Source organism: Pseudomonas xantholysinigenes (assembly GCF_014268885.2).
In the GTDB taxonomy this organism is placed as follows: domain Bacteria; phylum Pseudomonadota; class Gammaproteobacteria; order Pseudomonadales; family Pseudomonadaceae; genus Aquipseudomonas; species Aquipseudomonas xantholysinigenes.
This window is the reverse complement of record NZ_CP077095.1, coordinates 1,645,308-1,669,733: the sequence shown is the minus strand read 5'-3', so window position 1 is coordinate 1,669,733 and position 24,426 is coordinate 1,645,308. Positions and strand designations below refer to the sequence as shown.

Below are 24,426 nucleotides of genomic sequence, written 5' to 3'. Positions count from 1 at the left end.
CCCGGAGCGTAGCGGAGGGCCGGATGAATGGAGCGCAGCGTTTTTTGGTTACTTTTTGTCGCGTTTGACAAAAAGTGACTCGCCGTTGAACTGACCCCCGAAAGTTGGACGGGGTACGCTATGGGTTCAGCGCTTGGGTCCGAAATTGTACCGGACTCAAGCCATTCAGTCTTAGACTTATACGCTCTTGGTTGTAGTAGGCGATGTAGTCCTCAAGGCCTGACGCCAGTTGTTCAACACTCTCAAACGATTGCAAATAGAAAAACTCGCTCTTGAGTGTGCCAAAGAAGCTTTCCATCGCGGCATTGTCCAGGCAGTTACCCTTACGCGACATACTCTGTTGTATTTTCTTTCTGCCCAGCATATGTCGATAAGCGGGCTGTCGGTATTGCCAGCCCTGATCGGAGTGCAATATCGGTTTGTCATCTGGGTTCAGCCGCTCGAAAGCTTGCTCCAACATCGCCGACACCATCTTGAACTCAGGGCGCGGATTGATCTGATAGGCAAGAATTTCGCCGTTGTACAGGTCCATCACAGGCGAAAGAAACAGCTTCTGCCCTTTCACCTTGAACTCTGTCACATCGGTTACCCATTTCTGATTAGGGGCTTCCGCCTTGAACTCACGCTTGAGCAGATCAGATGCAACAAGCCCTTCGGAACCTCGGTAGGAGCGATATTTCTTCACTTTTACCAGCGATTTCAGATCCATTAACTGCATCAACCGCTGCACCTTCTTGTGATTGATCACCTCGCCATGGCACCCAAGCACGGCGGTGATGCGGCGATAGCCGTACCGCCCCTTATGCCTGTGATAGACACTCTTGATGCGTTCTTTGAGGGCCGCATGCTTGTCGGCCACCAAGGCTTTGCTTTGGTAATAGAAGGTACTGCGTGCCAGCCCTGCAGCACGTAACAGCAGAGCCAGTCGATGTTCATGCCTCAATCCTTGGACAGCCTGCGCTTTCTTGGTTGCGCAGTGCGTGGATCCGCTTGGATCAAGGCATCGAGCTTTTTTAGATAGGCATTCTCCGCACGTAAATACTCCAGCTCTTCGAGCATTTGCTTAGGTGTCAACTCAGCATCTGCAGGCTTAGCAGGGCTTACGTTGGGTTGTTCTGATGCTTTGCGGGGCATACTGGATTCTCGGGCACGATGCGGGTGAAGTGCTTCTAGTCCGCCTTCATCGTACAACCTTTTCCATTGCCTGATGCTACTCGGGCCACGAATATCAAACTGTATGCAGGCTTGCTGGGCTGACAGTCCGTCTTGCTCGATGCACTGCAAAACCTTCAACTTGAACTGGGCGTCGTAGTGGCTGTACTTGGTAGCCAGACCTGCAGCACCGTGTTGCTCATAGCCCTTTATCCAACGGCGCAGCAGCGATGCACTCAGGCTATGCCTCAGTGCCACCTCATGAACACTCCGGGCAGAAAGACACTCCTCGATGAGTGCTTGCTTGAGCGCTAGGTCGTATTTCGTCATGGAACACCCTCCGCTTGGGGTCAGGCGTCCAACTTTCGGGGGTCAGTTCACGTAAAGGCGAAAAGGTGATTGTGCGTCGATATATCAAATGAATGCGCTTAAAACTATAAATACCGACGCCGATTGACTTTGACTTTGACTTTGACTTGCAAAGTGTGAGTCTTGAAAGTTATACGCTCATTCATTGGAGATGGCGACGCATAGTCACCCTTCCGCCTTTACGGCCAGCCCTTTCAAGGTCTTTGCGTTTTTTCGGATGTGGCCGCTTCAATTCAAGATTGCCGGGGCTGCGTTGCAGCCCTTTCGCGACACAAGGCCGCTCCTACAGGTGACCGTGCCGCCCTGTAGGAGCGGCCTTGTGTCGCGAAATTCTAAGTCGGACGCCAATTCTCAACACCTTGAAAGGGCTGGCCTTTACGGCGGCCTACTTTTCTCTTGGTGGAAAAGTAGGCAAAACCGTTCCGCTCCATTCATCCGGCCCCTACACTGCGCTCCGGGGTCCCCTCGCTCCGTTCTTGCTCCCGTGGGGACCGCGCTGTACGCCCCATCCTGGGGCGCAGCGCTCGACGGCCATCCATGGCCGTCGCCCCACTACGCAAGAACTCAGCTCGGCCTCCTGAAGTCGCAATTGGTGGCGCCTGGGCTATCGCGCGCTTAGAAACAAAAGCAAAGCAAAGCAAAGCAAAGCAAAACAAGAAGTTGATATCAGTGTCTAACGAGTGTACGGGCTACTTACCAAGCCAGGCTTATATCTATCAAGCATCTCGCCCAATCGGATAAAACTCCCCCCGACTCCACACCCCAAGCCACGCCTCTCCATCAATCACCCGCGGCACCGCCAACTCAACCAGTTGGTAGAACACATTGCGATGAATCAGCGCCTCGAGATTGCCACGCATCAGCACATAGGGCGACGGCTCCTGGGTAACCGGGTCAAGCTCGACACGCAGTGGATGCCCCGGTCCAGCCTCGACCTGGTCCTCGACATTGCTGGTAAAGCGCAAAACCTGCTGCTCACCCTGCCCTTCAACATCCAGCAACACCGCAACGAAAGGCGCATCATCGACCCGAATACCGACCTTCTCCACCGGCGTAACCAGGAAGTAATCGTCGCCATCACGGCGGATGATCGTGGAAAACAGCCGTACCATCGGCTTGCGCCCGATCGGCGTGCCCAGGTAGTACCAGGTACCATCGCGGGCAATGCGCATGTCGATGTCGCCGCAAAAATCCGGGTTCCACAGATGCACTGGTGGCAGCCCCTTGTGCCGGGGAATCTGTGCCAGCAGATCATTGGCCTTGCCCGAATCAGTCATTCCCGCCTCGCTCAGCGACTCATGCCCAGAAGGCTACGAGCGTACTCGCGCATCGGTGCCGCAAGCAAATCCTGCGGGGTGTTGTCGTGGAACGTCAACAAACCGCCGCGGCTCTTGATGCGCGCGGTATCGATCAGGTAGCGGGTACTGGTCTCGATCAGCATCATCTGCACCACCCCGCTGTCCCAACCAAGGCGGTCGACCGCCTGCTCGTCATACCACTCATCACCATTGCCGATGCGGTCGTCGGTACGGGCGAAGCGGGTGTACAGCACATAGTCGGCACCCACCGAACGCGCCTCGGCGATGGCATCCTCCAGGCCCAGCGGACCCTGGGCACGGCGCACCAACGGGAAGTACTCGACGAAACTCTTGAACGCCTCCTCGGCCACTGCATTCTGGCGCGGCTGCGGCCCCTTGCTCGGCGGCATGAACGCGCCCTGGCCGATGAAGATGAACGAGTCAGGCTGCAGGCGGACCGACAGGGTACGGGTGGTGTCACTGTGATCCAGCAGGCCCGCGTCACTCATGTGGTAACGCACACCCTCCCCCATATCGCTGACATTCATGCAGCCGCCCAACGCCATCAGCGCCAGCAGCAAGACCAGGCTACGCATCTTTCCTCCAGAGGCCGGTGACGAAAAACCGGCGAATAGCCGCCAGATGCAGCTTTTGCGCCAGAGTCAGCCGCCAATCACCTTCATCACCATCACATCCCCGGAAAACGCCTGGTCCTGCTTGTCTGCCAAGGCTTTCACCAATAACCGTTGCAAGGCCGGCAGTGCCTGGTGACGCGGTTTGTCGAGCAGATCGCCGACAAAGTGGCGGTTGCTCGACGACAGGCAACCATGCAACCAGCCGGTGGAAGACAGCCGCAGGCGCGAGCAGGTTCGACAAAACGGCACAGTCTCGTTGGCGATCACGCCAAAGTGGCCCTTGCCGGGAATACGATAGCGCAAGGCCGTGGCATCCAGTGCCCGCGGCGCCTGCTCGTATGCATGCGCCTGGCCGATGAGTGCCAACAGCTGCTCGAGGCCGACAAACTGTTGAACAAAGGCGTTGCGATCGCGCGCCAGATGCCCCATACGCATCAGTTCGATGAAGCGCAGCTCGTAGCCCTGCGCCAGGCAGTACTCGAGCATCGGCATTACCTGGTCGAGGTTCTGCCCGCGCATCGGCACCATATTGACCTTGATTGCCATGCCCGCAGCATGGGCCTGCGCCATGCCGGCCAGTACGCTGGCCAGGTCACCGCCACGGGCGATGCGGCGAAACGCCAGCGGGTCGAGGGTATCGAGGGAAATATTGAGCCGGCGAATCCCCGCATCGCGCAGCAGCGGCAACTTGCGTGAGAGCAACTGGCCATTGCTGGTCAGGCTGATGTCTTCCAGCCCAAGCTTGCCAACCGCCGCGAGGAACGCCTCCAGGCGCGGGCTGACCAGCGGTTCGCCGCCGGTGATACGCAACCGCTCGATACCCGCAGCCTCAACCAGGTAGGCCACGCCGCGCGCCAACGCATCCGCCGACAGTTCGTCCTGCGCCGCCACCAGGCGCTTGCCATCTGGCACGCAGTAGGTGCAGGCATAGTTGCAGGCGGCAGTCAGGCTGACGCGCAAATTGCGAAAACGCCTGCCTTGACGGTCGACGATCATGAGGGACTCCGGCATGGGTGATTCGGGCCGGCAAAACCTGACTTATAAATCAGGTTTTTGCAAGCCCTGCCGGTAAAGAAGGCTACGTGCCGCCTGATTCGCCAGCAAAGCTGGCTCCTACAAGAGGCTAGTCACGGTGTTATCGCGGTACCGCCTGGATCAGTTGGCAGGCTCCGGATCGCGCTTGCGCTTGTTGCCCATGCGCACACCGATATCCATCAGGAACTGGAAGAAGCCCTCCTGGTCCTCCAGTACATTGCTCCAGAACGGCGAGTGGTACAGCGCCACCGCGCCATGCACCAGAGCCCAGGCCGCGCAGTAATGGAAGTACGGTGGCACATCCTCGAGCTTGCCTTCGCTGATCCGGCCCTTGATCAACTGCGTGAGGCGGTCGAAGTTGGAGGCGCGGATGCTGTGCAACTGCTCGACCATTTCCGGCACCTGATTGCCCTTGACCACCTTTTCTTCCAGGCGGTCGAACAACCGGTAGCGCTGAGGATCACGCATGCGGAACTCGAAGTAGGCACGCGACAAGGCTTCCTTGTCGCGATCGACGTCCGCCGAATGCAACAGCTCGTTCAGGTCGCGTTCATAGTCGAGCATCAAGCGCAGGTAGATTTCCGCCTTGGACTTGAAATGCTTGTAGATCGTGCCTTTGCCGATGCCCACGGCGTCGGCGATCATCTCGACGGTGACGCTGTCTTCACCTTGTTCGAGAAACAGCTTGAGCGCCGTGTCGAGGATTTCTTGCTCGCGACGACGAAACTCACGGACCTTACGAGGTTCTTTCTGCATAGGAAGGACTAGGATGACGATCGAAGCGGTTTATTATGCCTAACTGGCGGCAAAATGCACGGATCTTCCAACCATGTCTGTGTTTCACGATGAGTTCGAGCAAGCCCCCGGCCTGTGTTACCTAAACCACGCCGCCATCGCGCCCTGGCCGCGACGGGCCAGCGACGCGGTCGCGCGCTTCGCCCGGACCAACCAGCGCCTGGGAGCCAGTGAGTATCCTGCCTGGCTGGCTACTGAGCGGCGCCTGCGCGAACGCCTGGCGCGGCTGGTCAATGCCCCCAGCAGCGGCGATATCGCCCTGGTGGGCAATACCTCGCAGGCGCTGTCACTGGTGGCCTTCGGCCTCGACTGGCAGCCTGGCGACCAAGTGATCATCAGCGACGAAGAGTTTCCATCCAACCGCGTGGTCTGGCAGGCATTGGCTGACCAGCAGGTGCAAGTCACCGAGGTCAGCCTTGCTGGTGCAGACCCAGAAGCCGCGCTACTGGCCGCCTGCGGCCCAAACGCCCGACTGCTGGCAGTGAGCGCCGTGCAGTATGCCAGTGGCTTGCGCCTGGACCTTGCCCGCCTCGGCGCCGCCTGCCGCGCGCGCGACCTGTTGTTCTGCGTCGACGCCATCCAGCAAGTCGGTGCCCTGCCCTTCGATGTGCAAGCCATTGCCTGCGATTTCGCCATGGCCGATGGCCACAAATGGATGCTCGGCCCGGAAGGCCTGGGGTTGTTCTACTGCCGCAGCGAACTACGCCAACAATTGAAACTGCACGCCTATGGCTGGCATATGCTGGAACACCTCGGCGATTTCGACAGACGCGCCTGGCAACCGGCACGCAGCGCGCGGCGCTTTGAATGCGGTAGCCCGAACATGCTGGGGGCTTGTGCGTTGGAGGCCAGCCTGTCGCTGCTGGAAGAGGTCGGCATGCCAGTGGTCGCCGAGCAGCTGGCCCTGCGGGTCGGCCAGTTGCATGCAGGCCTCGCGGCTATCCCCGGCATCCGCTTGCACAGCCCAGCCGATCCCGCGCGTCGGGCCGGTATTGTCAGCTTTAGCCTAGATGGCCATGCCAACACCGACATTTATCGAACCCTGAGCAACAGCGGTGTGATCTGCGCCCAGCGTGGCCTTGGTGTACGTTTTTCCCCACATTTCTATACCGATCAGCAGCTGATCGACGAAACACTGCGCCAGGTTAGGCAAATTGCCATGCGCTGAAGGCCCAAGGGCTGGCGAGCGTATTCCAAATCTGTTTAAAAAACGATCAACACGCGCTGGCGGGGCGCCAATCCTGGCCAATACTTGAAGTGTTGGCGCGGCGCATCCCCCCCAAAGTGGCGCGCCAATAAAGGTGCCCAGGGACCGTGTACCTTTGTTTTACTCCTAATGGTCTTAACCCGGATTCCCCCCCCAGAACCCGGGTTTTTTTTGCCCCAGGCTCAGGAGGGTCGACACATAGGTCTCAGGCTACCCTTGCCAGCGGGAACAATCGCTTGAAGTTGCTGGTCGTCTGCGCGGCCAGTTGTGCGTAGCTCACGCCACGCAACGACGCCACATACTCGGCCACATCCCGCACATATTCCGGCAGGTTCGGCTTGCCTCGGTGCGGGATAGGCGCCAGGTACGGTGAATCGGTTTCCACCAGCAGGCGGTCGACCGGTACCTGGCGCGCCACTTCGCGCAAGGCCTCGGCGTTGCGGAAGGTGACGATGCCGGACAGCGAAATGTAATAGCCCAGGTCCAGCGCCGCCTTGGCCATGTCCCAGTCCTCGGTGAAGCAGTGCAACACGCCGGCCTGGGGCAGGCTGGCTTCACGCAATAGTGCCAGGGTGTCGGCGCGGGCGGCGCGGGTGTGCACCACCACCGGCTTGCCGGTCTGGCGCGAGGCCTCCAGGTGCAGGCGGAACGAAGCCTGCTGCAGCTCGGCGGCCTCCGGCTCGTAGTGATAGTCCAGGCCCGTCTCGCCAATGGCCACCACATGCGGATGCGCCAGCTCACGCAGCAACCATTCCAGCGCCGGGGTTTCCCCAGGCGCCAGGTCCAGCGGATGCACCCCCACCGAACAGTCGACGTCGGCGTATCGTTCGCTCAGCGCCTTGACCGCGCCAGCGTTGTCGGCGCTCACGCCAATGCACAGGAAGTGACCCACGCCACGCGCGCGCGCGGCCTCCAGGGCGGCATCGAGGGAGCCCTGGTGGGCACTGAGATCAAGACGATCGAGGTGGCAATGGGAATCTACGAGCATGGCAACACGACACACATGAATGAACGGTGGGAATCAACGCTGGCCCGGCAGCTGCACCCAATGGGCGAGCAAGGCTTCGAGCAGCAGCACACGGTTGAGGTTGGCCTTGCCCAGCACCTTCTGGCGCTGCTCGAGGATCCATGCCTGGAGCTCCAGCACCTTGGCCTGGCGGCTCTTCTGCGCCAGGTACTGCACGACCTTGCGCATGTCGGCCAAGCCTAACCCTTCTTCGTCCTGGGTCAACTGGTAGCGCAGGATCAAGTGCGCCCAATCGCAGAACCAGTCGAACAGCAGCAGCAAGGGCACGCCGTTCCACGCTTCGGCCAACTGGCTCGGCGATTGCTGCTGCTTGAGCAACTTCTTCACCCCGTCGGTGACCAGCGCGCGCTGCTCGCGCACGCCCTGGGCCTGCAGGCTGAGCGCCATCAGCGGCGAACCAGCGGCCAGGCTCAGCAACTCCTCGCGAGCCTCCTCGTCGCTGTCCCCAAGCGCAGCAGCCAGCCAGGCGCGGCTCTGCGCCAGGCTCGGCTGTGGGCAGGCCACCTGCTGGCAGCGGCTCTTGATGGTTGGCAACAGGCGACTGGGCTGGTGGCTGACCAGCAGCAGCACGGTGTCGCCCGAAGGCTCCTCGAGGCTCTTGAGCAGGGCGTTGGAGGCGTTGATGTTCATCGCCTCGACCGGCTCGATCAGCACCACCTTGCGCCCGCCCTGCTGGGCGGTCTGCACCACGAACGAAACCAGTTCGCGGACCTGATCGATCTTGATCGGTTTGTCGGCCTCTTCAGGCTCGAGGATGAAGTTATCCGGATGGCTACCGGCTTTGAGCAACAAGCACGATTTGCACTGCCCACAGGCGTCCAGGCCATTGGGCTGCTGGCACAGCAGGCGCGCCATCAGGCGCTCGGCCAGGGCGCGCTTGCCGATACCCTGCGGCCCGTGCAGCAGGTAGGCGTGGGCGTGCTGGGCACGCCCGGCAAGTTGTTGCCAAAGCGCCTGCTGCCAGGGATAGGCCTCAGCCACGGCAACGCTCCAGGATACTAGGCAGCAGGCTATCGATGGCACGCTGCACCGCCTCCAGCGGCTGCGCCGCATCGAGCAGGCTGTAGCGTTGCGGCTGCTGGGCCGCGCGCTGCAGGTAGGCCTGGCGCACCGCCTCGAAGAAGGCCTGGCCCTCCTGCTCGAAACGGTCAAGGCGGCCACGGGCCGCGGCACGGGCCAGACCGACTTCCACCGGCAGGTCGAACACCAAGGTCAGGTCGGGGCGCAGTTCACCCTGGACGAACGATTCGAGAATGCCGATACGCTCCACCGGCAACCCGCGCCCCCCGCCCTGGTAGGCGTAGGTCGCATCGGTGAAACGGTCGCACAGCACCACCGCACCACGGGACAGGGCTGGGCGGATCACCTCGGCCAGGTGCTGGGCGCGGGCGGCGAACATCAGCAGCAGCTCGGTATCGACCGCCATGACCTCTTCGCTCGGTGCCAGCAACAGCTCGCGAATACGCTCGGCCAGCGGCGTGCCGCCCGGCTCGCGGGTCATCACCACGTCGATGCCCTGCTCGCGCAGGCGCGCCGCCAGATACTCGCGGTTGGTGCTCTTGCCCGCGCCTTCGGGGCCTTCCAGGGTGATAAACAAACCGCTCACGAGCGTTCCTTAGTAGCGTCTGGCGCGGGCACGTCGGCCGGCGCGGATTGATCGGTGGGCGCCACCGTTTCGCCCTCAGGCGCTGGCGCGGCGTCGGTTTCTGGCGTGCCAGGCTGGGCCTGTGGCGCGGGGCTGGAGCGATAGTCCGCGCGGCGCTTGAGCTGAAACTCACGCACGGCGCTGTTGTGATCGTCCAGATCGTCGGAGAACACATGGCTGCCATCGCCGCGGGCGACGAAGTACAGGCTCGAGCCATCGCTGGGGTTCAGCGCGGCATGGATCGCCTCGCGGCCGACCATGGCGATCGGTGTCGGCGGCAGGCCGGTCATGGTGTAGGTGTTATAGGGCGTCGGTTCGCGCAGGTCGGCGCGGGTGATCTTGCCGTTGTAGCGCTCGCCCATGCCATAGATCACGGTCGGGTCGGTCTGCAGCATCATGCCCAGGCGCATGCGTCGCACGAACACACCGGCGATCTGTCCGCGCTCCTGGGGGATACCGGTCTCCTTCTCTACCAGAGAAGCCATGATCAGCGCCTGGTACGGGTCGCGATACGGCAGGTCGGTGCTGCGCTCGGCCCACTCCTTGGCCAAGACTTCATCCAGGCGCATATAGGCCTGTTGCAACAGTTCGACATCGCTCATGCCCCGCACGAAACGATAGGTGTCGGGGAAGAAGCGGCCTTCGGGGAACACGCCGGTGTGGCCGAGCTTGTCCATCACCTCGGTGTCGGACAGCCCCTCGATGGTGTGCTTGAGCTTTTCATGCTTGGCGACTGCGGCACGCACCTGGCGGAAGGTCCAGCCCTCGACCAGGGTCAGGTTGTACTGCACCACGTCGCCACGCTTCCAGGCATCGAACAATTGCCCCACGGTCATGCCCGGGGTCACGCGATACTCGCCGGTATGCAGCGGTGTACCGGCCATGTTGAAGCGCCAGTAAAGACGCAGCCACAGTGGATCATCGAGCAGGCCTTCGCTCTGCATACGGTAGAACATGCGGTTGGGCGTCGTGCCGCTGGGCACGTCGAGCAGGCGCTCCTGCGCCACTTGCAGGGGCTGCTCCAGGACCGCGTTGACCTTCCAGGCGGCCCAGCCCAGTGCCAGGCCGGCGATGATCAAGCTCATTTCCAGCAGCAGCAGGAATTTGCGTCTCACGAATCAGGTATCCAGTAACGTACGGGCAACGGCCTGCAGTTTACGGGTGAGTGGTCCCGCCGGCCAGTTCAGCGCGGCGATTTCGCGCACAGGCCAGATGCCGTAGACGCTGTTGCAGACAAACACCTCGTCGGCCTGCTCCAGCATCTCGAACGGCAAGTCCCGTACCTGCACGGGGATGCCCAGCAGCGCGGCCTGCTCCAGCAATGCCGCGCGCATCACCCCGGCCACGCCGCAACGGCTCAGGTCGGCAGTCAGCAGCACGTTATCGCGCACCAGGAACAGGTTGCTGTACACCCCTTCGATCACCCGTCCTTGGCCGTCACGCATCAAGCCTTCGGCAAACGTGCTGTCCTGCCATTCGGCCCGGGCCAACACCTGCTCGAGGCGGTTGAGGTGTTTGAGCCCGGCCAGCAGCGGTTGTTCCGCCAGCCGTGTCTGGCAGGCAAACAGGCGTACACCTTGCTCTGCGTTTGCAACGGGATAAGCGGGCAAGGGGCTGCCCTGGAGAATGCGCCGCGCCTGAGCACCCGCGACCGGAGCATAGCCGCGCTGGCTGTCGCCACGGGTCAGGATCAACTTGGCGACGCCATCACCCAGTAGCTGGGCGAATTGCAACAGTTCATTGCGAACCAGCGTCAGATCAGCCTCGATCGCCAGGCGCTGGCACCCCAGCGCCAAACGATCGAGGTGCAGGGCGAGCAGGCTGGGCCTGCCGCCGCGCACGGCAATGGTCTCGAACAGACCGTCGCCGTAGGCCAGGCCACGGTTCTGCAGGTTGACTGCAGCCGCGTCCTGGCCGTCGATCCAACTGAGCATCAGTCGGCGAACCGGCGGAATACCAGCGAGCCGTTGGTGCCACCAAAGCCGAAGGAGTTGGACAGCACCACATCGATCGGCATGCTGCGCGCCTGGTGCGGCACGAAGTCCAGGTCGCAGCCTTCGTCCGGTTCATCCAGGTTGATGGTTGGCGGCGCCATCTGGCTGTTGATCGCCAGGACGCTGAAGATCGCTTCCACCGCGCCGGCGGCGCCGAGCAGGTGGCCGGTCATCGACTTGGTCGAGCTGACGGCCAGCTTGTAGGCGTGCTCGCCAAATACGCGCTTGATCGCAGCCACCTCAGCGACATCGCCGGCCGGTGTGGAGGTGCCGTGGGCATTGATATAGCTGACATCCGCAGGCGCGATACCGGCATCGCGCAGGGCGTTGGCCATACAGCGGGCAGCGCCTTCACCGGAGTCGGGCGGCGAGGTCATGTGGTAGGCATCGCCACTCATGCCAAAGCCGATCAGCTCGGCGTAGATGGTCGCGCCACGCGCCTTGGCGTGCTCGAGCTCTTCGAGCACCAGGGCACCGGCGCCATCGGACAGCACGAAGCCGTCGCGGCCTTTGTCCCATGGACGGCTGGCCCGGGCCGGCTCGTCATTGCGGGTGGACAGCGCGCGGGAGGCACCAAAGCCGCCCATGCCCAGGCCACAGGCCGCCATTTCAGCACCGCCGGCGATCATCACATCGGCTTCGCCGTAGGCGATGTTGCGCGCGGCCATGCCAATGCAGTGGGTACCGGTGGTGCAAGCAGTGGCAATCGCGTAGTTCGGCCCCTGCAGACCTAGGTGGATCGACAGGAAGCCCGAGATCATGTTGATGATCGAGCCCGGCACGAAGAACGGCGAGATGCGGCGCGGCCCCTGCTCATGCAGGGTCTTGCTGGTCTCTTCGATGTTGGTCAGGCCGCCGATGCCCGAACCCATGGCCACGCCGATGCGCTCGCGATTGGCGTCGGTGATCTCCAGGCCGGCATTACGCACTGCCTGGAAACCAGCCGCCAGGCCGTACTGGATGAACAGGTCGAGCTTGCGGGCCTCTTTGGCCGACAGGTACTGCTCGACTTCGAAGCCTTTCACCGAGCCGCCAAAACGGGTGGAGTAGGCAGACAGATCCGTATGCTCGATCGGACCGATGCCACTGCGGCCAGCCAGAATGCCCTGCCAGGTGCTCGGTACATCGGTACCCAGTGGCGACAGCATACCCATACCAGTGACCACGACGCGTCTACGCGACACAGTACTCTCCTCATTTCCAAATAACAGAGTCTCTTGCCAGGGCACAGGGCATGCCGATGCACTGGCAACAGACTCCGGGGGTTACACCAGAGCTTGCAAAGAAAAAACCGCACGCCGGCGACGGCAGTGCGGTTTTTCCCGACAAGAAGCGTCGACTGAAACGTCTTAGGCCTGGTGGCTGTTGACGTAGTCGATAGCGGCTTGAACGGTAGTGATCTTCTCGGCTTCTTCGTCAGGGATTTCGGTCTCGAATTCCTCTTCCAGAGCCATCACCAGCTCAACGGTGTCAAGCGAGTCGGCACCCAGGTCATCGACGAAGGAAGATTCGTTCTTGACTTCCTCTTCCTTGACGCCCAGTTGCTCGGCGACGATTTTCTTGACGCGTTCTTCGATGGTGCTCATACCTAGTTTTCACTCCTAATGGACATATGTCAGGCAGCTGGCCGGTGACCAAGTTTATAGGAAGACGCCTGCTTTTCAAGCGTAACGCGCCTTCCCCCAGGTCACCCAGCCCACCGCCTGGAATCTGGTTGCAGCTTTATAACGGATTTTAGGCTCCGAGTATGACTCTTTTTTGAAGCGATCCGTCACATTGAGTTGCGGTTTTTACATGTACATCCCGCCGTTCACCGGCACAGTAGCACCAGTGACGTAGGCTGCGCCGTCGGACGCCAGGAAGGAAACCACCTTGGCGATCTCCTCGGCCTGGCCCAGGCGGCCCAGCGGAATCTCTTTCTGCAGTGCCTCGCGCTGCGCTTCTGGCAGCTCACGAGTCATGTCGGTGTCAATGAAGCCCGGGGTCACCGAGTTGACGGTGATGCCACGCGAACCCACTTCACGAGCCAGGGCACGGCTGAAGCCTTCCAGGCCGGCCTTGGCGGCGGCGTAGTTGGCCTGGCCGGCGTTACCCATGGCGCCCACCACCGAGCCGATGCTGATGATACGACCCCAGCGCGCCTTGGTCATGCCACGCAGCACGCCCTTGGACAGGCGGTACAGGCTGTTGAGGTTGGTGTCGATCACATCGAACCACTCGTCGTCTTTCATTCGCAGCATCAGGTTGTCGCGGGTGATGCCAGCGTTGTTGACCAGGATGGCCGGCGCGCCGAATTGCTCGCCAATGGCGCCCAGCACCTTGTCGACGGACTCGGCGCTGGTCACGTTCAGCTCCATGCCGGTGCCCTGGATACCGTGCTCCTTCAGGGTCGCGGCGATACGCTCGGCGCCCGAGGCAGAGGTGGCGGTGCCGATGACGATGGCGCCTTGGCGGCCCAGCTCGAGGGCGATGGCCTGGCCGATACCACGGCTGGCGCCGGTGACCAGTGCAACTTTACCTTGCAGGCTCATGCAAGCTTCTCCGAATTCAGGCCAGCGCCGCGCGGGTGGCGGCGACGGCGTCTGGGGTGTTGAGGTTGTAGGTGGTCACGCCGTCGGCGCAACGCTTGTTCAGGCCGGCCAGAACCTTGCCCGGGCCGCACTCGACCAGGTTGACCGCGCCGCGCGCGGCCAGGGCCTGCACGCACTCAACCCAGCGTACCGGCTGGTACAGCTGCGCCAGCAGGTCCTGCTTGAGGGCGTCGAGGTCGGCGGCGATGGCGGCGGTGACGTTCTGCACGACCGGGATCTGCGGAGCCTTCCATTCGATGGCATTGACCGACTCGGCGAAACGCTCGGCGGCCGGCTTCATCAGCGCGCAGTGCGACGGCACGCTGACCGCCAGCGGCAGGGCACGCTTGGCACCTGCCTCCTTGCACAGTTCCATGGCGCGATCCACCGCCGCCTTGTTACCGGCGATCACCACTTGGCCTGGCGAGTTGAAGTTCACCGCGCTGACCACTTCGTCTTCGGCAGCCTTGGCACAGATTTCGACCACGACCGCGTCGTCCAGGCCGAGGATCGCGGCCATGGCGCCGTGACCGGCCGGCACGGCTTCCTGCATCAGCTGACCGCGGCGCTCGACCAGGCGCACGGCGTCTTTCAGCGTCAGGCTGCCAGCGGCGACCAGGGCGCTGTATTCACCCAGGCTGTGACCGGAGACGTACGCAGGCTGCGCGCCACCCTCTTCCAGCCACAGGCGCCACAAGGCGATCGAGGCAGTGAGGATGGCCGGCTGGGTCTTGTCGGTTTGGTTGAGTTGTTCTTCCGGGCCTTCCTGGACCAGTTGCCACAGGTCGTAGCCCAGTGCCTCGGAAGCTTCCTTGAAGGTCTCGACGATTACCGGCTTTTCGGCGCCGAGCTCTTTGAGCATGCCCAGCGACTGGGAGCCTTGACCAGGAAAGACGAATGCGAGGGATGCAGACATTGAACAAGCCCTTATGATCTTGTCTTCGGATAGGGTGCGCCAAGCCCAAGGCTGGACGCAGAATCTGAAAGCTTGGATGGACATACAGACCAAGCGGTCACATTTAAGCACTTCATCGGCGATATGCCTAAGGTCTTTGTTTGTCTGTGCCGGCCCTTTCGCGGGTAAACCCGCTCCCACAGGATTACCACAGGCCTGAAAGCTGCTGGGCATCCGTGGCAGCGGGTTTACCCGCGAAAGGGCCGGCACAGGCTACCGCAGCAAGTCCTCCAGCCGCCCATGCAGGCGCTGCGGCAGGTTTTCCTGGATCTCGATCAGTGCCCGCTGGATCGCGCTCTGGAAGCCCTGCACGCCCGCCGAGCCATGGCTCTTGATGACGATGCCCTGCAAGCCCAGGAAACTTGCGCCATTGTGCCGCGCCGGCGCTAGGTCGGCCTGCAGCCGCCTGAGCAGCGGCATCGCCATGGCACCCGCCGCACGCGCCAGCAAGCCGCCACGGAACAACGCCTCGATGCGCGCGCCAATCATGGTCGCCAGGCCCTCGCTGGACTTGAGCAGGATATTGCCGACGAAACCGTCGCACACCACCACATCAGCCTCACCTCGGTACAGGCCGTCGCCTTCGACAAAGCCTATATAGTTGAGGCCGCGGGCGCCCTGCAGCAGACTGGCCGCCAGCTTGACCTGCTGGTTGCCCTTGATGTCCTCGGTACCGATATTGAGCAGCCCCACCCTCGGCCGCTGGACACCCAGGGCCTGGGCCGCCACCGAGCCCATCACCGCGAATTGGTAGAGGTTCTCTGCGCTGCAGTCGACGTTGGCGCCGAGATCAAGCAACTGGCAGTAGCCAACCTGGGTCGGGATCGCCGCAACCATTGCCGGCCGATCGATGCCCGGCAGGGTCTTGAGCACGAAACGCGACAACGCCATCAACGCGCCGGTGTTGCCCGCGCTCACGCAGGCCTGCGCCTTGCCATCGCGCACCAGCTCGAGGGCGACGCGCATCGACGAGTCGGGCTTGCCACGCAACGCTTGCGACGGGCGCTCGTCCATGCCGACCACCTCGCTGGCGGCGACAATCTGCAGGCGCGCGCGATCCGCGGCCGCAAGGCCACCGACAAGTTCTTCAAGGAGGGAGGGTTGACCGACGAGGGTCAGGTGCAGCGAGGGAGTAGCCGAAAGGCAGGCAATGCTAGCCTGGACAATGCTGCGGGGACCGAAGTCCCCGCCCATTGCGTCGATCGCGATGATCTGAGCGGACAAGGATTACTCGTCAGCGCCCTTGTCGATCACTTTGCGACCACGGTATACGCCTTCTGGCGAAACGTGGTGACGCAGGTGTACTTCACCGGTGGTTTTCTCTACCGACAGGGCCTCAGCCGACAGGGCGTCGTGCGAACGGCGCATGTCACGGGCAGAGCGGGATTTTTTGTTCTGCTGAACAGCCATAATTGATTAACTCCTAAACGTTTGGGTCACGCTTTAACTGCGCCAATACACTGAACGGGTTGGACCGCGATACCTCGTCCTTGCTCGGCTCGGGCTCATCGAGTCCCGCCGGCTGCTGGCATTCTTCCGGATGATGAGCAGGCACGATTGGCAGGGCGAGCAAAAGCTCTTCCTCGATCAGCGCCTGCAGATCCAATGGATCTTCGCCCAGTTCCAGCACGTCATAGCCTTTCGGCAACGACTGGGTGTTCGCACCCTCCTTCACCACGGCGTATGTACATTCGCTGTGGATCGGCAGGGTGACCAGCTCAAGACAACGCTGGCAAACCATCTTGACCTCGACGTCCAGCGCGCTGTGGATAACCACTACGTGCTGTTCATCTCGTTCAAAATCGAACTTCGCCTGCACCGTACCGACATTGTCGGAAAGCGGGTCGCAGAGTCTTTCCAAATCAGCGAGTTGCAGCGAACCTTCGAGGGTTACGCCACGATCAGCCAATTTGCGCGGGTCAACGTGAGGTGGAATCGGGTCATTCAACATAGGCGCAGCATTCTAGGGATGCACCCCCTCCCTGTCAAAGGAAATTAGGTGGCATCTCGCATGTTAGAATTTGGGTCAATTGCCCAGGAGTCTACCATGCTTCCCTTGTTACTGGCCTCAAGCTCGCCATACCGCCGCGAACTGCTCGCTCGCCTGCGCCTGCCCTTCACCTGGGCGAGCCCCGACCTAGACGAACGGCGCCTGGGTGGCGAGCCCGCCGTCGAGCTGGTCCGTCGCCTGGCCCGACAGAAGGCCGAGGCCCTAGCCGGCAGCCACCCCCAGCACCTGATCATCGGCTCCGACCAGGTCGCGGTGCTAGGTGAGCAGATCCTCGGCAAGCCCCACACCTTCGAGCGCGCCTGCGAACAATTGCTGGAGGCCAGCGGACAACAGGTCACCTTCCTCACCGGGCTGGCGCTGCTGAACAGCGCCACCGGCCACTGCCAGGTCGATTGCGTGCCGTTTACCGTGACGATGCGTGAGCTGGATCAGGAGCGCGTGGAGCGCTACGTGTCGGCCGAGCAGCCGCTGGACTGCGCCGGCAGCTTCAAGGCGGAGGGGTTGGGGGTCAGTCTGTTCCAGAGCACCCATGGCTGTGATGCCACGAGCCTGATCGGGTTACCGCTGATTCGGCTTGTGGACATGCTGCACAAGGAAGGCGTGCAGGTGCCTTGAGGATCAGGCCTTTCAAGGACTCTGGGCGCGGGAGCTATAAAGTGTCCGACGTAACCCTTGCAGCGCCTATCAGATCGAGCGCCGCCCGCGCGGCGCATCGCGACGCAAGGCCGCTCCTACATCTGTTTCGGGCCAGTCAACCCTGTGCCATTACCTGGTCCGCCTTGTGGGCACGACGCGGCTTCAGTGTGGGCACCACTGCCGCTCCACCTACCTCAAGACAGGCGCCAAAGCGGGCAACCATGGCCTGACAGGTTCGGCACGTTGCAACAAGGAGCGGCCTTGCGCCGCGCGGGCGGCGCTCGATCTCATAGACACTGCAACTCCAACGCCGAACACCTTGAGCGATACGACTCAGCTCAACGCAGCGAAGGCCCCTGGAACCCCATGTACAGCGCCAGGCGCTCGGCCACACTGGCGCCGATGCGCTTGGAGAACCGGTCGAACGGCGACTCCTGCACGGTGAAGTCCACCAACTCCTTCTCCCCGACTATATCGCGAGCGACATAGCTGGCACTGCCGAGCCCATCCACCAACCCCAGCGCCTTGGCCTGCTCGCCGGACCAGATCAGCCCACTGAACAGCTCAGGGTGATCCTTGTCCTTCAAGCGCTCGCCGCGCCCCTGCTTGACCATGGCGATGAACTGGCGGTGCGTGGTATCCAGCACGCCTTGCCAGAATGCGGTTTCCTCGGGCTTTTGCGGCGAGAACGGATCAAGAAACGCCTTGTGCTCGCCCGCCGTATAGGTACGACGCTCCACTCCAAGCTTGTCCATGGTCCCGACGAAGCCATAGCCGGCGGCGGTGACACCGATGGAACCGACCAGGCTGGCCTTGTCGGCATAGATCTCGTCGGCGGCACTGGCGATGTAGTAGGCCCCGGAAGCACCCAGATCAGCGATCACCGCATACAGCTTGATCGCCGGATACTCGGCACGCAGGCGACGAATCTCATCATAGATGTAGCCCGACTGCACCGGGCTGCCGCCCGGGCTGTTGATGCGCATCACCACGCCCTTGGTCTTCGGATCCTTGAACGCTTCGCGCAGGCTCTTGACGATATTGTCGGCGCTGGCCGGCTCCTGATCGGCGATCACACCGCGCACTTCGACCAGCGCGGTATGGCTGGCACTGCGCGAGGCGGCCTTGTCGACATCCATCAGCGGCGTGAACAGCGCCAGGATGCCAAACAAGTAAACAAAGGTCAGCAGCTTGAAGAAGATCCCCCAACGCCGCGCCCGGCGCTGCTCCTGGACGCCCGCCAGCAAGGTTTTCTCGAGCAGCTTCCAACTTTTGCGCTCCTCCGCGCCCTCGTCGGATTCAGGCGCCTTCCACTCGTCAGCCATGTTCACCTACCTTGGAAATTGATATGCGCGGCGTTGGCGAGCCATTCGCGCAATTGGGAAAAATGCTCGATGCACAGCTGCGGCCCAAATTCGGCCAATGCCTGCAGCGGCATTGCACCGTAGCCCACCGCTACCGAGTGCATGCCAGCGTTGCTGGCCATCTGCAGATCGAACGCCGAATCTCCGACCATCAGCGCCCGCCCGGGTTCTACCTGGCAATGCGCGAGGATTTCCTCGAGCATCAGTGGATGCGGCTTGCCGCGGGTCTCGTCGGCGGCACGGGTGATATCGAAGTAACCCTCCCAGCCGTTGGCCTTTAGCACCCGATCCAGACCTCGCCGGGCCTTGCCGGTCGCCACCGCCAGGCGGTAGCCCTCGGCACGGAACGCCTCCAGCGACTCGACCACGCCCTCGAACAGCGGCGAAGGTTGCTGATCCAGCGCCATGTAGACATCGGCGTAATGCTGACGGAACACTTGCACCTGCGCCTCGTCGAGGTGCGGATACAACAGCCCGATCGCCTCGCTCAGCGCCAGGCCAATGATGCCCTTGACCGCCGTATCGCTGCTGGCCGCCTCGCCGGCACGCCCGGCAGCCACGTTCATCGCCTCGACAATGCGCCCGATGGAGTCGGCCAGGGTACCGTCCCAGTCGAAGATCAGCAGGTCATAAGGTTTGCTCATGACTCAGGACGCCAGCCGCTCGATAGTCTTGGCCCACACCTCGTCCACTGGCGCCTCGAGCTTGAGCTCGCCACCATCAGGCAGCGGCACGGTGAGCTGGTAAGCATGCAGGAACAAGCGCTTGCCGCCCAGCTCGCGGATTTCCCGGCTGAAGTCCTCGTCGCCGTACTTGCTGTCACCGGCGATCATGTGCCCGGCGTGCAAGGTGTGCACGCGAATCTGGTGGGTACGCCCGGTGATCGGCCGCGCCTCGACGATAGTGGCGAACTCGCCGAAGCGGCGCAGCACGCGGAACATCGTCAGCGCCTCCTTGCCTTCGTCGTTCACCTCGACCATGCGCTCACCGGAGCGCAGGTTGCTTTTGAGCAAGGGAGCGTTGACCTGCTTCTTCGAGGTCGGCCAGTGGCCGCGCACCAGCGCCATGTAGCGCTTGTCCACGCCATCGCCGCGCAGCGCCGCATGCAGGTGGCGCAGCATGCTGCGCTTCTTGGCGATCATCAGCAGGCCAGAGGTGTCACGGTCCAGGCGGTGCACCAGCTCCAGCTCCTTGGCGTCCGGGCGCAGCTGGCGCAGCGCCTCGATCACCCCGAAACTCAAGCCGCTGCCGCCATGCACGGCGATGCCGGCCGGCTTGTTCATCACGATCAATGCCTTGTCTTCGTAGACAATGGCGGCTTCCAGGCGCTGCAACAGCCCCTGGGCGACAGGCGCCGGTTCGTCGCGCTCCGGCAAACGGACGGGCGGCACCCGCACGATATCGCCGGCCTGCAACTTGTATTCAGGCTTGATCCTGCCCTTGTTGACCCGCACCTCACCCTTGCGCAGGATGCGGTAGACCAGAGTCTTGGGCACGCCCTTGAGGGCCGTGATGAGGAAATTGTCAATGCGCTGGCCGGCAAGCTCCGGCGCGACTTCGATCAGCTGAACGCCGGAAGTCGGAGGGGTATTGGTCGTCATGGCGGGATCATAACAATTTTTTATGGAATTGAAGCACTTAATCATTACTGCTATAGTCGCGAACGCCGCCAAAAGCGGCAGGCCAGCGGCAACAGGCTCTACGCCGGCCCTGACCATCGCAATTCCGAGGACGCGAGGCCGTCCTACGGAGCGTTCGCCAGTTTAATGAATGCCTGGAATCGCCACCAGCGCTGTGTAGAGAAGACCGAAAAAAACGACAAGTGCGGTGTTTCACCTGCTTACCCGCTTCTTTTCGCCGTACCTCTGCCCGCCACCGTCGTCTCCGCGCATTTGGGCGAAGTGCTCCGGAAATACCTGCCTTGGACATGTTATGGCGCCAGCCCGGTACGGGCTGGCGAAAAATGCAACCCGTTGCGGATTCAGCGCGCGGCAGCACCGAATTTTCAAGGGATACGTGCAGGGTGGAGATGCACAGCCCTCGGACCGTGTGGCACCACGTCCGGCCAGCGCCCCGATGCACGGGCGATGAGCGGACAAGGTCCTGAACAGACGCCCTCGTGGCGTCCACGGACGACCGGTTGATTCCTCCTCCTGACTGAGTGCACCAGGCCCGCTCGGTTGATTCGGATCACGTTCGAAGAGCTCGACAGGCCTTTTGGCACCATGAAACAGGACGCGTCGTCGCGACAACGGCAGGCTGGGCAACCGGCTGGTGCCGAACGTCGCCAGACACGGGGGTGGCCCGCCACCCTTTGCGCACCTAGGCACCGACCATGAGAAGTCGTGTGTGCCGAACGCCGTTTCCGGCAGCCCGGAAACCGACGGTACAACATGAAAAGAATGCTGATTAACGCAACTCAACCCGAAGAGTTGCGTGTAGCCCTGGTGGACGGCCAACGCCTCTACGACCTGGACATCGAGTCCGGCGCCCGTGAGCAGAAAAAGGCCAACATCTACAAAGGCAAGATCACCCGGATCGAGCCCAGCCTTGAAGCCGCCTTCGTCGACTTCGGCTCCGAACGTCACGGCTTCCTGCCGCTGAAGGAAATCTCCCGCGAATACTTCAAGAAAAACCCTGAAGGCCGGGTCAACATCAAGGAAGTCCTGAGCGAAGGCCAGGAAGTCATCGTCCAGGTCGAGAAGGAAGAGCGCGGCAACAAAGGCGCCGCCCTGACCACCTTCATCAGCCTGGCCGGCCGTTACCTGGTGCTGATGCCCAACAACCCACGCGCCGGTGGCATCTCCCGCCGCATCGAAGGCGAAGAGCGCAACGAACTGCGCGAAGCGCTGAACGGCCTGACCGTTCCCGGCGACATGGGCCTGATCGTGCGCACCGCCGGCCTTGGCCGCAGCAGTGAAGAAATGCAGTGGGACCTCGACTACCTGCTGCAGCTGTGGACCGCCATCAAGGAAGCCTCGCAAGACCGCGTCGCGCCGTTCCTGATCTACCAGGAAAGCAACGTCATAATTCGCGCCATCCGCGATTATCTGCGCCAGGACATCGGCGAAGTGCTGATCGACAGCATCGACGCCCAGGAAGAAGCCCTGACCTTCATCCGCCAGGTGATGCCGCAGTACGCCAGCAAGGTCAAGCTGTACGAAGACAGCGTGCCGCTGTTCAACCGCTTCCAGATCGAAAGCCAGATCGAGACCGCCTTCCAGCGCGTCGTCGACCTGCCGTCCGGTGGCTCGATCGTCATCGACCCCACCGAGGCCCTGGTTTCCATCGACATCAACTCGGCGCGCGCCACCAAGGGTAGCGACATCGAGGAAACCGCCCTGCAGACCAACCTGGAAGCGGCCGAAGAGATCGCCCGCCAGTTGCGCCTGCGCGACATCGGCGGCCTGATCGTCATCGACTTCATCGACATGACCCCGGCGAAGAACCAGCGCGCCGTCGAAGAGCGCGTGCGTGAATGCCTCGAGGCCGACCGTGCCCGCGTACAGGTCGGCCGCATCTCGCGCTTCGGCCTGCTGGAGATGTCCCGCCAGCGCCTGCGCCCTTCCCTGGGCGAAAGCAGCGGTATCGTCTGCCCGCGCTGCTCCGGCACCGGCATCATCCGTGACGTCGAGTCGCTGTCGCTGGCGATCCTACGCCTGATCGAAGAAGAAGCGCTGAAGGATCGCACCGCCGAAGTGCGTGCCCAGGTGCCGATCCCGGTAGCCGCCTTCCTGCTCAACGAGAAGCGCAACTCGATCACCAAGATCGAACTGCGTACCCGCGCGCGCATCATCATCCTGCCGAACGATCACCTGGAAACCCCGCACTTCGAAGTCCAGCGCCTGCGCGACGACAACCCGGACGTGCTGAACAACCAATCCAGCTACGAGATCGCCTCGGCCGAAACCGAAGAAGCTCCGCAGCCGACCGCCACCCGCACCCTGGTGCGCCAGGAAGCCGCGGTCAAGACCGCGCCGGCCCGCGCCAACGCACCGGTTCCGACCGCCACTGAAGAACAGCCGGCCCCAGCCGCGCCGGTCGCCACCCCCGTCGCCACCGAGCCAAGCCTGTTCAAGGGTCTGGTCAAGTCGCTGGTCAGCCTGTTCGCCGGCAAGGACGAACCAGCCGCCGCACCGGCCGCAACCACCGAGAAGCCAGCCACCGAGCGCTCGCCACGCAATGAAGAGCGTCGCAACGGTCGCCAGCAAAGCCGCAACCGCAACGGCCGTCGCGAGGAAGACCGCAAGCCACGCGAAGAGCGCAGCGAGCGTGCCCCGCGTGAAGAGCGTCAGCCGCGTGAAGAACGCGCGCCACGCGAAGAGCGCCAACCGCGCCAGCCGCGTGAAGACCGCCGCGGCAACCGCGAAGAGCGCGTGCGCGAACTGCGCGAGCCGCTGGACGCCGCACCGGCCGCCCGTGAAGAACGCGCCCCGCGTGAAGAACGTGCGCCACGTGAAGAGCGCGTAGCCCGTGAAGAACGTGCGCCACGCGAAGAGCGCGCACCACGTGAGGAACGTGCTCCTCGCGAAGAGCGCGCACCACGCGAAGAACGTGCCCCTCGTGAAGAGCGCGCACCACGCGAAGAACGTGCTCCTCGTGAAGAGCGCGCACCACGCGAAGAACGTGCTCCTCGTGAAGAACGTGCACCACGTGAGGAACGCGCCCCACGCGAAGAGCGCCAGCTGCGCCCAGAGGCGCAGGCTGCCGAACAAGCCGTCGAGCTCGCCGAGGAGCAACTGCCGAACGAAGAGCTGCTGCAGGACGAGCAGGAAGGCGCCGATGGCGAGCGTCCACGTCGCCGCTCCCGTGGCCAGCGTCGTCGCAGCAACCGTCGTGAGCGCCAACGCAACGCCAATGGCGAGCTGATCGAAGGCAGCGACGAAGACGCCGGCGAAGAGCTGCCACAACAGCACCAGGCCACCGAGCTGGGTGCCGAACTGGCCGCCGGCACTGCCGTCATCGCTGCCGTTGCCACCAGCAACATCAGCGCCGACGCCGAGGCCGAAGCCAACCAGCAGGCCGAGCGCGCCAGCGCCGCTGTCGCCGAGACCCAGGTGGAAATCACCGAAGTCGTGGCCGAGCAGGTCGCCATCGCCCCGGTCGTCGAGCAGCCTGTCAGCGAGCCTGTGGCCGCCGTCGAGCCAAGCATCGAGCCCGTGGTCGAAGTGGCGCCACAACCCGTGGCAGAAGAAGCCGCAGTCGAGCAGCCAGCCGCCGTTGTCGAGGCAGCCGCCGAGCCTGCAGAGGTCGTGGAAGCCCCTGCGGTGGAAGCCGGTGAAATCGCGCAGGCACCGGTTGCCGAAGTGATCGAGACCCTGGCACCTGTCGCTGAGCAGCCTGCTGCCCCAGCGGTGGAAATCGTCGAAGCCCAGCCTGAAGTGGTCGAAGCCCCGGTGGCCGAGCCTGCGCCAGTCGTGGTTGCCGAAGAAGCGCCGGTCGAGCCGTCGACCATCATGCTGCCGAACGGCCGCGCGCCGAACGACCCGCGTGAAGTGCGTCGCCGCAAGCGTGAAGCCGAAGCCGCCGCCGCCCTGGCCGCCGCCCAGGCTGCCCCGGCCGAAGCCCTGGAAACCGCTGACGAGCACAAGCCTCATCACGGTTGATAGCCTCGGCTGAATGAAAAAGCCCCGCCAGTGCGAACTGGCGGGGCTTTTTCTTTGCCGGGTGGATGGCAGCGGCTTCGCACACAGCCTATTGATCTAGCAGGGACCTGTGGGAGCGGCTTTAGCC

General features: G+C 62.7%; 23 protein-coding genes. 3 read left to right on the top strand and 20 right to left on the bottom strand.

Annotated features, from left to right (window positions below; translation table 11 throughout):
- Nucleotides 1-118: 118 nt before the first annotated feature.
- From HU772_RS07595 to HU772_RS07575, 5 genes are all read right to left on the bottom strand, one after another.
- Nucleotides 119-1,482, bottom strand: a protein-coding gene (locus HU772_RS07595; protein WP_437182400.1) for an IS3 family transposase whose coding sequence is annotated in 2 segments (ribosomal slippage) — nt 119-1,017 and nt 1,017-1,482 — 1,365 coding nt in all. Because the reading frame shifts where the segments join, the coding sequence is not laid out codon by codon here.
- A 755-nt stretch (nt 1,483-2,237) separates the two neighbouring features.
- Entirely contained in the window at nt 2,238-2,798 is a 561-nt protein-coding gene (locus HU772_RS07590) for a DUF1285 domain-containing protein (RefSeq protein ID WP_186662341.1), read from the bottom strand.
- 11 nt (nt 2,799-2,809) lie between these two features.
- The gene (locus tag HU772_RS07585; protein ID WP_186662342.1) at nt 2,810-3,415 is read right to left on the bottom strand and encodes a DUF4823 domain-containing protein; all 606 of its coding nucleotides are present in this window, start codon (nt 3,413-3,415) and stop codon (nt 2,810-2,812) included.
- 66 nt (nt 3,416-3,481) lie between these two features.
- Nucleotides 3,482-4,450, bottom strand: a complete 969-nt coding sequence (locus HU772_RS07580; RefSeq protein WP_186662343.1) for a GTP 3',8-cyclase MoaA — start codon at nt 4,448-4,450, stop codon at nt 3,482-3,484.
- A 159-nt stretch (nt 4,451-4,609) separates the two neighbouring features.
- Entirely contained in the window at nt 4,610-5,245 is a 636-nt protein-coding gene (locus HU772_RS07575) for a TetR/AcrR family transcriptional regulator (protein WP_019473685.1), read from the bottom strand.
- A gap of 73 nt (nt 5,246-5,318) precedes the next feature.
- Here HU772_RS07575 and HU772_RS07570 point away from each other — a divergent pair, with 73 nt between their 5' ends.
- A complete protein-coding gene (locus HU772_RS07570; protein WP_186662344.1) occupies nt 5,319-6,452 on the top strand; it encodes an aminotransferase class V-fold PLP-dependent enzyme in 1,134 nt (377 codons plus the stop codon).
- Nucleotides 6,453-6,696: 244 nt separating this feature from the next.
- Here the strand turns inward: HU772_RS07570 and HU772_RS07565 are convergent, their stop codons facing one another.
- From HU772_RS07565 to HU772_RS07510, 12 genes are all read right to left on the bottom strand, one after another.
- Complete coding sequence (locus HU772_RS07565) at nt 6,697-7,479, bottom strand: TatD family hydrolase (protein ID WP_186662345.1); 783 nt, start codon at nt 7,477-7,479, stop codon at nt 6,697-6,699.
- Between the two features lie 33 nt (nt 7,480-7,512).
- Nucleotides 7,513-8,499 (bottom strand): DNA polymerase III subunit delta', encoded by a 987-nt coding sequence (locus tag HU772_RS07560; RefSeq protein WP_186662346.1) that lies wholly within the window; start codon nt 8,497-8,499, stop codon nt 7,513-7,515.
- Nucleotides 8,492-9,124 (bottom strand): dTMP kinase, encoded by a 633-nt coding sequence (gene tmk, locus HU772_RS07555; protein WP_186662347.1) that lies wholly within the window; start codon nt 9,122-9,124, stop codon nt 8,492-8,494. The genes HU772_RS07560 and tmk overlap by 8 nt, the downstream gene beginning before the upstream one ends.
- Entirely contained in the window at nt 9,121-10,278 is a 1,158-nt protein-coding gene (gene mltG, locus HU772_RS07550; protein ID WP_186662348.1) for an endolytic transglycosylase MltG, read from the bottom strand. The genes tmk and mltG overlap by 4 nt, the downstream gene beginning before the upstream one ends.
- Before the next feature lie 3 nt (nt 10,279-10,281).
- A complete protein-coding gene (gene pabC / locus HU772_RS07545; protein WP_186662349.1) occupies nt 10,282-11,097 on the bottom strand; it encodes an aminodeoxychorismate lyase in 816 nt (271 codons plus the stop codon).
- On the bottom strand, nt 11,097-12,341 hold the full coding sequence (gene fabF / locus HU772_RS07540; protein WP_186662350.1) for a beta-ketoacyl-ACP synthase II: 1,245 nt from the start codon (nt 12,339-12,341) through the stop codon (nt 11,097-11,099). The genes pabC and fabF overlap by 1 nt, the downstream gene beginning before the upstream one ends.
- A gap of 165 nt (nt 12,342-12,506) precedes the next feature.
- A complete protein-coding gene (acpP, locus tag HU772_RS07535) occupies nt 12,507-12,743 on the bottom strand; it encodes an acyl carrier protein (RefSeq protein WP_186662351.1) in 237 nt (78 codons plus the stop codon).
- A 204-nt stretch (nt 12,744-12,947) separates the two neighbouring features.
- Complete coding sequence (gene fabG, locus HU772_RS07530) at nt 12,948-13,688, bottom strand: 3-oxoacyl-ACP reductase FabG (RefSeq protein ID WP_134693115.1); 741 nt, start codon at nt 13,686-13,688, stop codon at nt 12,948-12,950.
- Nucleotides 13,689-13,704: 16 nt separating this feature from the next.
- A complete protein-coding gene (fabD, locus tag HU772_RS07525; RefSeq protein WP_186662352.1) occupies nt 13,705-14,643 on the bottom strand; it encodes an ACP S-malonyltransferase in 939 nt (312 codons plus the stop codon).
- 252 nt (nt 14,644-14,895) lie between these two features.
- Nucleotides 14,896-15,906 (bottom strand): phosphate acyltransferase PlsX, encoded by a 1,011-nt coding sequence (gene plsX, locus HU772_RS07520; protein ID WP_186662353.1) that lies wholly within the window; start codon nt 15,904-15,906, stop codon nt 14,896-14,898.
- Between the two features lie 3 nt (nt 15,907-15,909).
- Nucleotides 15,910-16,092 carry a 50S ribosomal protein L32 gene (gene rpmF / locus HU772_RS07515; protein WP_134693112.1) on the bottom strand — a complete coding sequence of 61 codons (183 nt, stop codon included), beginning with the start codon at nt 16,090-16,092 and terminating at the stop codon, nt 15,910-15,912.
- Nucleotides 16,093-16,105: 13 nt separating this feature from the next.
- Complete coding sequence (locus HU772_RS07510) at nt 16,106-16,633, bottom strand: YceD family protein (protein WP_186662354.1); 528 nt, start codon at nt 16,631-16,633, stop codon at nt 16,106-16,108.
- 96 nt (nt 16,634-16,729) lie between these two features.
- On the opposite strand from HU772_RS07510, the gene HU772_RS07505 reads away from it, so the two are divergent.
- Nucleotides 16,730-17,308 (top strand): Maf family protein, encoded by a 579-nt coding sequence (locus HU772_RS07505; protein WP_186662355.1) that lies wholly within the window; start codon nt 16,730-16,732, stop codon nt 17,306-17,308.
- A 359-nt stretch (nt 17,309-17,667) separates the two neighbouring features.
- Here HU772_RS07505 and HU772_RS07500 read toward each other — a convergent pair whose 3' ends face one another.
- The 3 genes from HU772_RS07500 to rluC are packed head-to-tail and all read right to left on the bottom strand — an operon-like array spanning nt 17,668 to nt 20,294.
- Complete coding sequence (locus HU772_RS07500; RefSeq protein WP_186662356.1) at nt 17,668-18,654, bottom strand: S49 family peptidase; 987 nt, start codon at nt 18,652-18,654, stop codon at nt 17,668-17,670.
- Between the two features lie 2 nt (nt 18,655-18,656).
- Complete coding sequence (locus tag HU772_RS07495; protein ID WP_186662357.1) at nt 18,657-19,337, bottom strand: HAD family hydrolase; 681 nt, start codon at nt 19,335-19,337, stop codon at nt 18,657-18,659.
- Nucleotides 19,338-19,340: 3 nt separating this feature from the next.
- Nucleotides 19,341-20,294 (bottom strand): 23S rRNA pseudouridine(955/2504/2580) synthase RluC, encoded by a 954-nt coding sequence (gene rluC, locus HU772_RS07490; protein ID WP_186662358.1) that lies wholly within the window; start codon nt 20,292-20,294, stop codon nt 19,341-19,343.
- Nucleotides 20,295-21,086: 792 nt separating this feature from the next.
- Here rluC and rne point away from each other — a divergent pair.
- On the top strand, nt 21,087-24,299 hold the full coding sequence (rne, locus tag HU772_RS07485; protein WP_186662359.1) for a ribonuclease E: 3,213 nt from the start codon (nt 21,087-21,089) through the stop codon (nt 24,297-24,299).
- The last annotated feature ends 127 nt before the right edge of the window (nt 24,300-24,426 follow it).